General features: G+C 73.3%; 12 protein-coding genes. 5 read left to right on the plus strand and 7 right to left on the minus strand.

The features are described from left to right. Positions 1-28: 28 nt before the first annotated feature. Together ACIQ9G_RS05295 and ACIQ9G_RS05300 are read right to left on the minus strand one after the other, a co-directional pair. The gene (locus ACIQ9G_RS05295) at positions 29-262 is read right to left on the minus strand and encodes a hypothetical protein (protein WP_356186658.1); all 234 of its coding nucleotides are present in this window, start codon (positions 260-262) and stop codon (positions 29-31) included. 63 nt (positions 263-325) lie between these two features. Then, a complete protein-coding gene (locus ACIQ9G_RS05300; protein ID WP_403606554.1) occupies positions 326-1,345 on the minus strand; it encodes a DEDDh family exonuclease in 1,020 nt (339 codons plus the stop codon). 137 nt (positions 1,346-1,482) lie between these two features. Between ACIQ9G_RS05300 and ACIQ9G_RS05305 the strand changes: the two genes are divergently transcribed. Next, on the plus strand, positions 1,483-2,190 hold the full coding sequence (locus ACIQ9G_RS05305; RefSeq protein WP_403606557.1) for a VIT family protein: 708 nt from the start codon (positions 1,483-1,485) through the stop codon (positions 2,188-2,190). A gap of 163 nt (positions 2,191-2,353) precedes the next feature. After that, positions 2,354-3,400, plus strand: coding sequence for a zinc-dependent alcohol dehydrogenase family protein (locus tag ACIQ9G_RS05310; protein WP_403606560.1), 1,047 nt, complete (start codon positions 2,354-2,356; stop codon positions 3,398-3,400). Between the two features lie 80 nt (positions 3,401-3,480). On the opposite strand, the gene ACIQ9G_RS05315 is transcribed toward ACIQ9G_RS05310, so the two are convergent. From ACIQ9G_RS05315 to ACIQ9G_RS05330, 4 genes are all read right to left on the minus strand, one after another. Beyond that, entirely contained in the window at positions 3,481-4,491 is a 1,011-nt protein-coding gene (locus tag ACIQ9G_RS05315) for a CopD family protein (protein WP_403606563.1), read from the minus strand. 360 nt (positions 4,492-4,851) lie between these two features. Next, complete coding sequence (locus tag ACIQ9G_RS05320; RefSeq protein ID WP_403606566.1) at positions 4,852-6,294, minus strand: CoA transferase; 1,443 nt, start codon at positions 6,292-6,294, stop codon at positions 4,852-4,854. Positions 6,295-6,388: 94 nt separating this feature from the next. Beyond that, positions 6,389-7,915: a S8 family serine peptidase gene (locus ACIQ9G_RS05325; protein WP_403606569.1), complete on the minus strand. Its 1,527-nt coding sequence runs from the start codon at positions 7,913-7,915 to the stop codon at positions 6,389-6,391. A 65-nt stretch (positions 7,916-7,980) separates the two neighbouring features. Further along, the gene (locus tag ACIQ9G_RS05330) at positions 7,981-9,507 is read right to left on the minus strand and encodes a S8 family serine peptidase (RefSeq protein ID WP_403606572.1); all 1,527 of its coding nucleotides are present in this window, start codon (positions 9,505-9,507) and stop codon (positions 7,981-7,983) included. A 248-nt stretch (positions 9,508-9,755) separates the two neighbouring features. Here ACIQ9G_RS05330 and ACIQ9G_RS05335 point away from each other — a divergent pair, with 248 nt between their 5' ends. The 3 genes from ACIQ9G_RS05335 to moaA all read left to right on the plus strand — a co-directional run bounded on the left by ACIQ9G_RS05335 (position 9,756) and on the right by moaA (position 12,873). After that, positions 9,756-10,112, plus strand: coding sequence for a DUF485 domain-containing protein (locus ACIQ9G_RS05335; protein ID WP_403606575.1), 357 nt, complete (start codon positions 9,756-9,758; stop codon positions 10,110-10,112). Continuing rightward, positions 10,109-11,740, plus strand: coding sequence for a cation acetate symporter (locus ACIQ9G_RS05340; protein ID WP_403606578.1), 1,632 nt, complete (start codon positions 10,109-10,111; stop codon positions 11,738-11,740). The genes ACIQ9G_RS05335 and ACIQ9G_RS05340 overlap by 4 nt, the downstream gene beginning before the upstream one ends. Positions 11,741-11,883: 143 nt before the next feature. Beyond that, on the plus strand, positions 11,884-12,873 hold the full coding sequence (moaA, locus tag ACIQ9G_RS05345; protein ID WP_403606581.1) for a GTP 3',8-cyclase MoaA: 990 nt from the start codon (positions 11,884-11,886) through the stop codon (positions 12,871-12,873). Positions 12,874-12,923: 50 nt separating this feature from the next. Here moaA and ACIQ9G_RS05350 read toward each other — a convergent pair whose 3' ends face one another. Continuing rightward, a complete protein-coding gene (locus tag ACIQ9G_RS05350; RefSeq protein WP_403606585.1) occupies positions 12,924-13,142 on the minus strand; it encodes a hypothetical protein in 219 nt (72 codons plus the stop codon). Between the last annotated feature and the right edge of the window lie 3 nt (positions 13,143-13,145).

Raw genomic sequence — 13,145 nt, forward strand, 5'->3', positions numbered from 1 at the left:
TTCGGCAGGGGTGTCCCTCGGAGGGGTTTCAGGCGTGGTCGACGATCCCGACCCTCCCTTCGGCGCGGGCGCAGTGGGCGCCGCAGTAGAAGTGGCCCTCGACCTCGACGCCCTGGCCGATGATCTGGACACGACAGTGCTCGCAGATCGGTGCCATGCGGTGGATCGCGCAGGAGAAGCAGTCGAAGACGTGCACCGCGCCCTGGGCATGCACCTCGAAGGTCATTCCGTAGTCATTGCCGCATACTTCGCATCTCGCCATGGGGCACAGCGTGAGCGCCGCCCGCCGCGCGGGCGAGCGGGCGGCGGGCGAGTCGCCCGGCAATCACCCATCCGTACGGTCGGCGCCGTACCGGTCCCCGCCGCCCTCCGCGGGCTCGACGTCCCGCAGCAGCTGACCGAAGGCCGCCTCGTCCACCACCGGGGTGCCGTACTGCCGCGCCTTGGCAGCCTTGGACGTGCCGGAGTCCGGATCGTTGGTGACGAGCAGGCTGGTCAGCCGGGACAGGCTGGTGGCCACGTGCAGCCCGGCCTCGGTCGCGCGGTCCTCCAGCAGCTCGCGGTCGACCGAGGTGTCGCCGGAGAACGCCACCCGCATCCCCTGCCTGAGCCGCCCGCCCTCCTCGTACCGACCCGGGTTGGGGTAGGGGCAGGCGGGCCGCCTGCGGGAGGCGCGCCAACTGCCCGGCCGGTAGCCGCCGTAGCCGCCCGTCTGCTGGCGCGGCACGGGCCGGTCCGTCCACTCCGTCAGCGGCAGGCACTCCAGCAGCGGCAGCCGTACGCCGCCTGCCGCCGCCGCCCTGAGGCTCGGCCGGAACGCCTCCGCCAGCACCCGCGCGTCGTCCAGCGCGTGGTGCGCCCGCTGCTGGACGACGCCGAAGTGCGCGGCCAGCGACTCCAGCTTGTGGTTGGGCAGGGGCAGGCCGAGCTCCTTGGACAGCGCGATCGTGCACAGCCGCTGCCGCACCGGGGCCTCGCGCCGTGCCCGCGCGTACTCACGGGCGATCATCTGCCAGTCGAAGACCGCGTTGTGCGCGACGAGCACCCGGCCCGCGAGCCGGGCGGCGAACTCCTCGGCGACGTCCGCGAAGAGCGGCGCGCCCTCGAGCACTTCGCTCGTCAGACCGTGGATCCACACCGGGCCCGGGTCGCGCTCCGGATTCACCAGCGTGTACCAGTGGTCCTCGACCTCGCCGCGCGCGTCCAGCCGGTACACCGCAGCGGAGATGATGCGGTCGTCGCGGGCCAGGCCGGTGGTCTCCACGTCAACGACCGCGTATCCCAGCGGATACGCGGCCGGCCACGATGTGGGGGAGGACGCTGCGGTCGTGCGGTCTTCGAGCATGGTCACTGAGGATAAGGGCCCCGACTGACAGCCCGGTCCCGCAGGTGCCCGCACATCACCTGAAAACGGGCAGAGTTCACGCCGTGAGCCGGTGGCGGTGCGGGCCCGGTGACACCGGGAGTGGGATGCTCGTACATGTGACGGAACCGCTGCACGAAGAGGAGCACGGCGCCCTCGGCTCCCGCCTCAACTGGCTGCGGGCCGCGGTCCTCGGCGCCAACGACGGCATCGTGTCCACCGCGGGCCTCGTGGTCGGCGTCGCGGGCGCGACCGACTCCCGCTCCGCCCTGCTGACCGCCGGTCTGGCCGGACTGCTCGCCGGGTCGATGTCGATGGCCGCGGGGGAGTACGTCTCGGTGTCGACCCAACGCGACTCCGAGCGGGCCGCGCTGGCGATGGAGAAGCGCGAGCTGCGGGAGCGGCCCGGCGCGGAACTGGAGGAGCTGACCGGGCTGTTGGAGGAGCGCGGACTGTCCCGCGAGGTCGCCGCGGAGGCGGCGGAGCAGCTCACCGCGAGGGACGCGCTGCGGGCCCACGCGCGCGTGGAGCTCGGCATCGACCCCGACGAACTGACGAACCCCTGGCACGCGGCCGGGGCGAGCTTCCTGGCGTTCACCGTCGGCGCCCTGCTCCCGCTGCTCGCGATCGTCCTGCCCCCGGCGTCGTGGCGGCTGGCCGTCACCGTCGGCTCCGTGCTCGCCGCCCTCGCCCTCACCGGCTGGAGCAGCGCCCGCCTGGGCGCGGCGCGACCGGGCCGCGCGGTCCTGCGCAACGTGGGAGGCGGCGCCCTGGCGATGGGCGTGACGTACGCGGCGGGGGCGCTGCTGGGCGCGGCGGGGGTCTAGTGCCGTGACCGGAGGGTTCACCGGCTCGCGCGAACCATTCCGGCCACAGCACTAGGTACGGTGGATGGGACGCTCGGCCATCCCCCGAGCGCAGTCCCCCGGCCCGGGACCCGGCCTGAGACCCGGACCGAGACCCGGCCAGAGAACCAGAAGGACCTTCGTCATGCGCGCCACCACCATCCACGCCCCCTACGACATGCGGGTGGAGGAGGTGCCCGAGCCGCTGGTGCAGCTGCCCACCGACGCCGTGGTGCGGGTGCTGCGGGCCTGCATCTGCGGCAGCGACCTGTGGGCGTACCGCGGCGAGGCGGCCCGGCAGCCGGGGCAGCGGATCGGGCACGAGTTCCTGGGCGTGGTGGAGGGCACGGGCAGCGACGTCGGCACCGTCCGCCGCGGCGACCTCGTGGTCGCGCCCTTCATGTGGTCCGACGGTGTCTGCGACTACTGCCGCGACGGGCTGACCACCTCCTGCGAGCACGGCGGCTTCTGGGGCTCCGTCGGCTACGACGGCGGCCAGGGCGAGGCCGTGCGCGTGCCGTTCGCCGACGGCACCCTCGTCCGGCTGCCGAAGGAGGCCGCCTCGGACGACCACCTGCTGTCGGCGCTGCTGACGCTGTCCGACGTCCTGGGCACCGGCCACCACGCGGCCCTCGGGGCGGGCGTCCGGCCGGGCGCCACCGTCGCCGTCGTCGGAGACGGCGCCGTCGGGCTCTGCGCGGTGCTGGCCGCCAAGCGGCTGGGCGCCGAGCGGATCATCGCCCTCGGCCGCCACCAGGCCCGTACCGACATCGCGCGCCGCTTCGGCGCCACCGACGTCGTCGCCGCGCGCGGGGACGAGGCCGTGGCGGCCGTCCGCGAGCTCACCCGCGGCCAGGGCGCCCACGCGGTCGTCGAGGCGGTCGGCACCGAGCAGTCGATGCGCACCGCCATCGGGGTGGCCCGCGACGGCGGCGCCGTCGGCTTCGTCGGTGTGCCGCACGGCAGCGGCACCGGCGTGGACCTCGGCGTCATGTTCGACCGGAACGTGGCGCTGCGCGGCGGTGTCGCGCCGGTCCGCTCCTACATCCCGGAGCTGCTGCCCGACGTCCTCGACGGGACGATCGACCCGTCGCCGGTGTTCGACATGACCGTCGACCTCGGCGGCGTGCCGGAGGGCTACAAGGCGATGGACGAGCGCGCCGCGCTCAAGGTGCTCGTCACCAACGGCTGAGCCGTCATCGGCCGAGTCACCAACGGCTGAGTCACCAACGGTTGACGCCCGGCGCCCACCGACCCGTGGCCGGCGCCTGATCAGGACCAGCGGATCGGCACCGGCAGCGCCGTCAGCAGTCCCGACACCGCGACCACCGCCGCGAGGACGGCGACCTCCGCCCGCGCGGGGGTGCACGCGGTCAGCGGGTCGGGCGACCGGACCAGCCGGACGCGCGCCCACAGGGCGAGCAGCGCGACGGCGGCCACGAGGATCACCTTGGCGAGCAGGGTGCGCCCGTAGGCCGTCGCCGTCAGCTGGTGCAGGACCGTGTCCGCCGGCATCCGGCGCAGCGTGCTGCACACGCCGGTGGCGGTGACCGCGGCCAGCAGGACGGCCGCCACGCGCGCGAAGAGCCCGAGCAGGGCGGGGCCGGCCGGGTGGCCCCGCCAGCACCGCAGGGTGCGCAGGGTGTGCAGCAGCGCGCCCGCCCACAGCGCCGCGCACGCCAGGTGCACCAGCGTCAGAACGGAGCCGAGCAGCGGGCCGTGCTCGGTGGCGGGGTGGGCGCGCAGGGCCTCCGCCGTGAGCACGATGCCCAGCGGCCCCACCTGCGTCAGCGGGCGGCGTGACAGGGCACACAGGCCCGCGACGAGGAAGGCGTTGACCTCCAGCAGGGCCAGCGAGCCGTCCCGGGTCCGGTAGAGCCCGCCCACGTCGATCTGCGCCAGGCTGTGCGGCACCAGATTGCCGGTGGCCACCACGGAGGCGAGACCCAGGGCGGCGAGGAAACCGGTGGCGGCCGCGTACGTGGCGCGGCTGCGCGGGCGTTCGGCGGGGGCACCGGGCATCCGCCGGGTCAGCCCGTTCACGAACAGTTCGCCCAGGGGGACGCTCAGCGCCGCGAACAGCACCGCCCGCAGCACGCCGATGCCGCCCGCTCCCGGGGCGGCGGCCTCCCCGGTGCCGTGCAACGCGGCGGACGGGCCGAGTAACGAGAACAGCGCGGCGAGTCCCAGCAGGGCCAGGACAGCGAGGGCCCGGGCCGTCGCCCGGCGGCGGCCCCCCGCACTCGCGTCGGCCGCCTCGGCCGGCGGTCGTATCAGGGTCATCCCACGAGCTTCCCCAACCGGCACGAAACGGGGCAAGCGGAAGAATGCAACTGGGGCAAACCATTCCGCCCCGGGCACGATCCTCCGCCGGCCTCCATGGCCCCCATGGCCTCCGCGGGGTCAGCTCCCTTCCGGGCTGGCTTCCCCCCCCTCAGCCGGTCGCCCCGCCGGGTCGGCTCCCGTTGGTCAGCCCCACGGGGCTGGCCTGCGCCCGGTCGGCCCGCCGTTTCGGCCTGCGCCCTCTCGGCTCCCGCCGCTTTGGCTCCCGCCGGTCAGCCCCCCCGCGGGGTCGTCTCTGGCGGAAGCCGACGGCGGGTTCGGCTCCGGCGGACCGGGCCCCTCCGGGCAGGCCTCCGGCGGTCAGTCGTTCGCCCGGTGCCAGCGGGGCGCGTCCTCGCCCCAGGGGCCCGGTGGGCGCGTCCAGTCCGTGGGGCCGCCGGCGAAGGCGACCGGGGAACGGGCGTACCGAAGCCGTCCGATCGCGCTGTCCGTCTCGCCGAGCCAGGCATCCGGCCGCCGGTATGCGGCACCCGCCCCGTCCACCCCGCCCGTGCCGGTGGCTGTCCCGGCCCCCCTGACCCCGTCCGCCCCGACTCCCGTCAGCCACACGGCCGTTCGGGCCAGCGCCAGCCGCACGATCCTGGAGCCGCCCGCGTGCGACTGCTCGGTCAGCGCCCGCAGCACCGCCGCCGCGAGCAGATAGCCCGTGCCGTGGTCCAGGGCCTGCGCGGGCAGCGCGCCGGGCCGCCCGTCCGTCCCCTCGATCGCGGCGATGCCGGTGGCGACCTGCACCAGACTGTCGAAGCCCCGGCGCCCGTCCCAGGGTCCGCCGCCGCCCCACGCCGACAGCTGCGCCACGACCAGCCCGGGCCGGCGCTCGGCCAGCGCCTCGGGGGAGAGGCCGAACCGGTCCAGGGCGCCCGGCCGGTACCCGGTGACGACGACGTCCGCCGCGGCCAGGAGGTCCTCGAGGGTCTTCCGGTCGGCCGCGAGGTCCACGGCCGCCGACCGCTTCCCGAAGCCCGTGTCCGCGTGCTGGTCCGCCAGTTCGGGCAGCCCCGGCGGGTCCACCCGCAGCACCTCCGCGCCGAGCAGGGCGAGCGTACGGGTGGCGACCGGCCCCGCGATGACCCGCGTCAGGTCGAGCACGCGCAGCCCGGCGGCGGGCAGCAGGGGCGCGGCCCCGGGCCCGGACCGCGCCGCCCGCACCGGCGGCAGCACACGGGCCGGTGCCGCGTCCGGCCGCTCGCGCACCACGAGGGGCCGTGCGGCCACCGCCGCGCCCTGCGCGTGCGCCGCCCACTCCCGCGCCGTGCGCAGCGCGACGGCGAGGCCGCCCGCGCCGTACACCGCGTCCTCCACCTCGCGTGCGGACCGCTCGGCGAGGAGGCCCGCCACGTCCTCCACGGACGCGTCCCCGCCCAGGCCCAGCGCGCCCAGCAGCCGCGCCCGGTGGTGCGGGTAGTTGGCGTGGGTGCGCACCCAGCCGTCGCCGGTCCGCCAGAACCGCGACAGCGGCGCGAAATTGACGGGGGCCCGCCCGTCGACCAGCAGATGCCGCTCACTGGCGAACGCCGTTGCCACGGCCCCGTCGTCCACCCGCACCGCCGGTACCTCGGCGAGCCCGGCCCGCAGCGCGCCCAGCTCGGCGGCGGCCAGCGCGCACACTCCCACACAGGCGCGCGCCGACTCCCGCACCGGAAGACGGGCTTCGAGCGCTCCCGGGCGCACGACGGTCGACACCCGGGGGACGAGGGCGGGGTCGCCGCCCAGCGCGGACCACGCGTACTTGATGTCGGTCATGACTGCACTATGCAGTATGTACTCAATCAACATATGGACCCGGGCCGTTGGGGCCCGGGTCCACAGGTACCGCGCTACGGCGTCAGACCGTCTCCTACTTCGTCACGGCCGCCAGCGCGTCCGCGATGCCCCAGCCGTAGAAGCCGTTGCGGTTCTTCGGGCCCTCGCACACCGCGTCGACCTTGCCGTCGCCATTGATGTCGTACGGGTCCGTGCAGGGCGCCGCGTCCGCCTCCGCGTACAGCAGCGCCTTCACCACGGCGGCCGGCGCGTGCGGGTGCGTCGACTTGATCAGCGCGGCGACACCCGCGACGTGCGGGGACGCCATCGACGTACCGGCCATGTAGCCCCACTTGTCGCCGGGCAGCGGGCCCAGGATCAGGCCGCTGGTCGCCGGGGGCTCGGGCCGCTGGTACGCCGTCGAGTCGCCGCCGGGAGCCGCGATGTCGACGACGCCGAGACCGTAGTTGGAGAACGACGACTTCAGGCCCTTGGCCCCGGTCGCCGCGACCGTGACGACACCCGGCAACTGGGTCGGTATGTCGAAGCACTTGTGCGGGTCGATCACCCGGTCCCCGGGCGTGGAGTCGTTCGGGGAGGCGGGGTCGGTGATCGAGCGGGACGCGAGGTCGTAGTTCTCGTTGCCCGCCGCCGCGACGTTGACCGTGCCCCTCCTCTCCGCGTACCGCGAGGCCCGGGTGACGGCGTCCACCAGCGCCTTCTGGTCCGGGTCGTCGGTGCAGTTGAAGTACCAGGGGTCGGTGTAATAGCTGTTGTTGGTCACGTCGACGCCGTGCTCGGCCGCCCAGACGAAGCCGCACACCACGGCCTCGGTGTAGAAGAACCCGTCCGGGTTGCCGACCTTGATGCCGGCCACCTTCACGCCCGGGGCCACGCCGGTCACGCCGACGCCGTTCCTGGCGGCCGCGATCTCACCGGCCACGTGGGTGCCGTGCGGACTCTCCGAGGCGCTGGGACGCCAGGCGCCGTCGGCCGTGTCCGGCTTGCCCGACACGCAGTTGACCGAGGCGTTCCGGTCGAAGTTCGGCGCGATGTCGGGGTGGGTGTCGTCGACGCCGGTGTCGATCACGCCGACGGTGACGTCCGGACTGCCGAGCGACTTCTCGTGCGCCTTGTCCGCCTTGATGGCGGGCAGGTCCCACTGGAGCGGCTCCAGCGGGTCCTGCCCCGCGGCCGCACCGGCCCGGGCCGACGCCATCTGCGCGGCGCTGAGCACCTTGGGCGTGCCGCCGTCCGTGGTCGACTGCGCGGGCAGCGGCGCGGTGCGCGTGGCACCCGCCGAGTCGACCCCGCGCGCGGTGCGGACGACCTTGGCGAAGTCCGGGTTCGAGGAGTGGACGACGATCACGCCGATCCGGTCGTACGACGTCACCACGGTGCCGCCGGCCTGCGCGATCGCCTTCTGCACGGAGGCGGACACGCCGTGCCCGGGACGGACGTTGACGACGTAGCTGAGCGAGGTCGCGTCGGCCCCCGGCGCGGCGGGCGCGGCCGGGGCCGCGGACGCCGTGACGTTCGGCAGGAACGCGAGCGCCGACGCCATGGCCATGCCGAGAGGCAGGGCCATGACACGGCGGAAGCGCGGGTGAGGCGCTGTCATGTGATGGTGTCTCCAGTTCGTTCGCGATACGGGCGTGCCGTGCGGGAAGTCCCCGGTGCGCCCGGCTACTTGACCGCGCGCAGCGCGTTGACGACGCCGAACCCGTAGAAGCCGTTCACACGCTTGCCGCCGACGCAGGTGGCGTCCACCACGCCGTCGCCGTTGCCGTCGTAGGGCTCCGCCGGGCAGCCCGGGTTGTCCGCCTCGGCCTTGAGCAGCGCCTGGAGCTGGGCCGGGGTCGCCTGCGGGTGGGTGGACTTCAGCAGCGCGGCCACGGCCGCGACGTGCGGGGTCGCCATCGAGGTGCCCTGCAGGAAGGCGTACTGGTTGTTGGGCATCGTGGAGAGGATGCGGCCGTTCTTCGACGGCGTGTCCGGGATCTGGTACTTGTCGCCGCCCGGGGCGGCGACATCGATGACACCGTCGCCGTAGCTGGAGTAGTACGACTTGGCGCCCTTGACGCCGACCGCGCTGACCGTGACGACGCCGGGCAACTGGGTCGGGATGTCGAAGCACTTGTGCGGGTCGATCGTCCGGCTCACCGTGGTGCCGTCGTCGGGGCTGGAGGCGTCGACGATCGCGTCGGAGTCCAGGTCGTGGTTGGAGTTGCCCGCCGCGGCCACGTTCAGGGTGCCCTTGCCCTGCGCGTAGAGCTGGGCCCGGTTGACCGCGTCGACGATGGCCCGCTGGTCGGGGTCGTCGAGGCAGTTGTAGAGCCACGGGTCCACGTAGTAGCTGTTGTTGGTGATCTCCACGCCGTGGTCGGCGGCGAACACGAAGGCGCAGACGATGCTCTCCGGGTAGAACAGCTGGCCCGCGTCCGGCTGGGCGACCGTGATGCCGGCGACCTTGACGCCGGGTGCGACACCCGCGACGCCGATGCCGTTGCGGGCCGCGGCTATCTCGCCCGCGACGTGCGTGCCGTGGTAGTGGTCGGCGTCCACCGGCCGCCAGGAGCCGAAGGTGGTGTCCGCCTTGCCGCTGACGCAGTTCGCGGACTGGGACGGGGAGAAGTTCGGGGCGATGTCGGGGTGGGTGTCGTCGACGCCGGTGTCGATCACGCCCACGGTCACGTTCCGGCTGCCCGGGTTGATCTTCGCGGCCTGGTCGGCGCCGATGGCCCGCAGGTCCCACTGGTCGGCCTCGAGGGGCTCGCTGTCACCGGCCGACGCCTGCTCGGCCTTCACGGCCTCCGCCTGGGAGAGGTACTGCGCCGCGCCCTCGTCCGTCGTACCGGACGGGCTCAGCGGCGCGGTGCGCGTGGCACCCGCCGACTGCACCCCCGGCACCGCGCGCATCTGCCGGCCGAAGTCGGGGTTCGCGGAGTGGACGACGATGACGCCGATCCGGTCGTAGGTCACGACGACGGTGCCGCCGGCCTCGGCGATCGCCTTCTGCACCGAGGCGATGGTGCGGTGGTCGAGCCGGGTGTTGACGACGTACGCCAGGGTGGGCGCGTCCGCGCTCTGCGCGGCGGACTCCGCGGCGGGCGCCGCCGACGCCGCCGAGGGAAGGAAGCCGAGCGAGGCGGTCAGCGACAGCACGACCGGTACGGCGAGGGCGAGGCGGCGTCTGGAACGCAGATGAGCCATGGGGTCTCCACATCATCCGGGAGCAGAACCGCCCGAGACACAGGTGGTGCTCGGGCAGGTACATGACGGGTGTGCCAGGCGAAACTATCCCCCCGCTTCGCTGGCCAGCAATGACTTGGCAAAGACGACTTCGAAAATCGTTCAGGCGACTTGAACCGCTCCACCCGCGGCGCCGTGCACCTTGGGCAGGGAGCGCGAACACGATCGAGCCCCCTGCCGCAACCGCATCCGCAACGCGAGGAGACTCCGTGGCCACCGAGACACCGCCACCCTCGAAGACGCAGGTCCCGCTCCCATCCGCCGAGGAGTTCACCGCGGTGCACGAGAGCCCGGAGTTCGACGAACTGCGCCGCTCCCACCGCTCGTTCGCCTTCCCGCTCACCGTGGGCTTCATCGCCTGGTACCTGCTGTACGTCCTGCTCTCCAACTACGCGGGCGACTTCATGGGCACCCGGCTCTTCGGCAACGTCAACGTCGCGCTCGTCCTGGGCCTCGCCCAGTTCCTCACCACGTTCCTCATCGCCTGGTGGTACGCGCGGCACGCCGCCGCCAAGCTCGACCCCAAGGCCGAGGCCATCAAGTCCCGGATGGAGGGCGGCGCATGAGCCCCGCGATCACCCCCTCGCTCACGCTCGCGGCCGGTGAGGCGACACAGCACCGGCCGCTGATCATCACCCTGTTCGCGGTGTTCGTCGCCGCGACCCTCGTCATCACCGTATGGGCGGGCCGGCAGACCAAGGACGCCGCCGACTTCTACGCCGGCGGACGGCAGTTCACCGGCTTCCAGAACGGCCTCGCGGTCTCCGGCGACTACATGTCCGCCGCGTCCTTCCTCGGCATCGCGGGTGCCATCGCCCTCTTCGGCTACGACGGCTTCCTGTACTCCATAGGCTTCCTGGTCGCCTGGCTGGTCGCCCTGCTCCTCGTCGCCGAGCCGCTGCGCAACTCCGGCCGCTACACCATGGGCGACGTCCTCGCGTACCGGATGCGCCAGCGCCCGGTCCGCACGGCGGCAGGCACCTCCACCATCGTCGTGTCGATCTTCTACCTGCTGGCGCAGATGGCGGGCGCCGGCGTCCTGGTCTCGCTGCTGCTCGGCATCACCAGCGACGGCGGCAAGATCGGCATCGTGGCGCTGGTGGGCGTCCTGATGATCGTGTACGTCACCATCGGCGGTATGAAGGGCACCACCTGGGTGCAGATGGTCAAGGCGGTGCTGCTGATCGCGGGCGCGCTGCTGCTGACCTTCCTGGTCCTGCTGAAGTTCCACTTCAACGTCTCGGAACTGCTCGGCAGCGCGGCCGACAACAGCGCCAAGGGCTCGGCCTTCCTGGAGCCCGGCCTGAAGTACGGCGCGACGGGCACCACCAAGCTGGACTTCATCTCGCTCGGCATCGCCCTGGTGCTCGGCACCGCGGGCCTGCCGCACATCCTCATCCGCTTCTACACCGTCCCGACGGCCAAGGCCGCCCGCAAGTCGGTGATCTGGGCGATCGGCCTGATCGGCGCCTTCTACCTGATGACCCTCGCCCTCGGCTTCGGCGCCGCCGCGCTGATCAAGCCGGACGAGATCATCGCCTCCAACAAGGCGGGCAACACGGCCGCCCCGCTGCTCGCGCTGCACCTGGGCGGCGTGGACTCCAGCTTGGGCGCCGTCCTGCTCGCCACCATCTCCGCGGTCGCCTTCGCCACCATCCTCGCGGTCGTCGCGGGCCTGACCCTGGCCTCCTCCTCGTCGTTCGCCCACGACATCTACGCCAATGTCATCAAGAAGGGACAGGCCACCGAGAAGCAGGAGCTGGGCGCGGCCCGCTGGGCGACCGTCGGCATCGGCGCGGTGTCGATCGTCCTCGGCGCGCTGGCCCGCGACCTGAACGTGGCCGGCCTGGTGGCCCTCGCCTTCGCGGTCGCCGCCTCCGCCAACCTGCCGGCCATCCTCTACAGCCTCTTCTGGAAGCGGTTCACCACCTCCGGCGCCCTGTGGTCGATCTACGGCGGTCTGGTCACCGCGGTCGGCCTGGTGCTGTTCTCCCCGGTGGTGTCGGGCAAGCCGACCTCGATGTTCCCGGACGTCGACTTCCACTGGTTCCCGCTGGAGAACCCGGGCATCATCTCCATCCCGGTCGGCTTCCTGCTGGGCGTCGTCGGGACCCTGCTGTCCAAGGAGACGCCGGACGCGGCCAAGTACGCGGAGCTGGAGGTGCGGTCCCTGACCGGCACGGGAGCGCACTGAGCACGACGGTGCCGCGGCCGCGTCGTAGCTCCCTACGACGCGGCCGCGTCCCGGCTCGTGGGATCGGGACTCCGTCGTTGTCGGTGCCGTCACGTAGGCTCGCAGTTGACGGAGGACGTTCCGCGACGAGGGAGGGGGCCCACGTGCTCATCGACACCTACGGCCGGGTGGCCACCGACCTGAGGGTCTCGCTCACCGACCGGTGCAACCTGCGGTGCACCTACTGCATGCCCGAGGAGGGCCTGCAGTGGCTGGCCAAGCCGGACCTCCTCACCGACGACGAGATCGTCCGCCTGATCGACATCGCGGTCACCTCGCTGGGCGTCAGGGAGGTCCGCTTCACCGGCGGCGAGCCCCTGCTGCGCCCGGGCCTGGTCGGCATCGTGGAGCGGGTCGCGGCCCTGGACCCCCGCCCGCAGACCTCGCTGACGACCAACGGCATCGGCCTCGGACGCACGGCGTCCGCCCTGAAGGCGGCGGGCCTGGACCGGGTCAACGTCTCCCTGGACACCCTGCGCCCGGACGTCTTCAAGGCGCTCACCCGCCGGGACCGGCACAAGGACGTCCTCGAAGGACTGCGGGCCGCCCGCGAGGCCGGTCTGACACCGGTGAAGGTGAACTCGGTCCTGATGCCGGGCCTCAACGACGACGAGGCCCCGGACCTGCTCGCCTGGGCGGTGGAGCACGACTACGAGCTCCGTTTCATCGAGCAGATGCCCCTGGACGCGCAGCACGGCTGGAAGCGCGAGGGCATGGTGACCGCGGGCGACATCCTGGCCTCCCTGCGCACCCGCTTCGAGCTCACCCCGGAAGGCGCCGAGGAGCGCGGCTCCGCCCCGGCCGAGCGCTGGACCGTCGACGGCGGCCCGCACCGGGTCGGCGTCATCGCCTCGGTCACCCGCCCGTTCTGCGCGGCCTGCGACCGCACCCGCCTGACGGCCGACGGCCAGGTGCGCACCTGTCTGTTCGCCACCGAGGAGACCGACCTGCGCGCGGCCCTGCGCTCCGGCGCACCCGACGAGGAGATCGCCCGCATCTGGCGGCTGGCGATGTGGGGCAAGAAGGCGGGCGCGGGCCTGGACGACCCGTCCTTCGTCCAGCCGGAGCGCCCGATGTCGGCGATCGGGGGCTAGAGAACCCGTCCGGTCCGCCGGGCCGGGACACCTTCGCCGGGCCGGGGGGCCTACGCCTGCTCGGCCGCCTGCCACTCCCGCAGCGTGACGACGTCCTTGAGGAAGCCGCGTACCCCGAGGAACTGCGACAGGTGCTCCCGGTGCTCCTCGCACGCCAGCCACGTCTTGCGGCGCTCCGGCGTGTGGACCTTCGGGTTGTTCCACGCCAGCACCCAGACGGCGTCGGCGCGGCAGCCCTTGGCGGAGCAGATCGGGGTCTCGTCAGTCACAGG

Source organism: Streptomyces sp. NPDC096152 (genome assembly GCF_044763235.1).
Classification (GTDB): domain Bacteria; phylum Actinomycetota; class Actinomycetes; order Streptomycetales; family Streptomycetaceae; genus Streptomyces.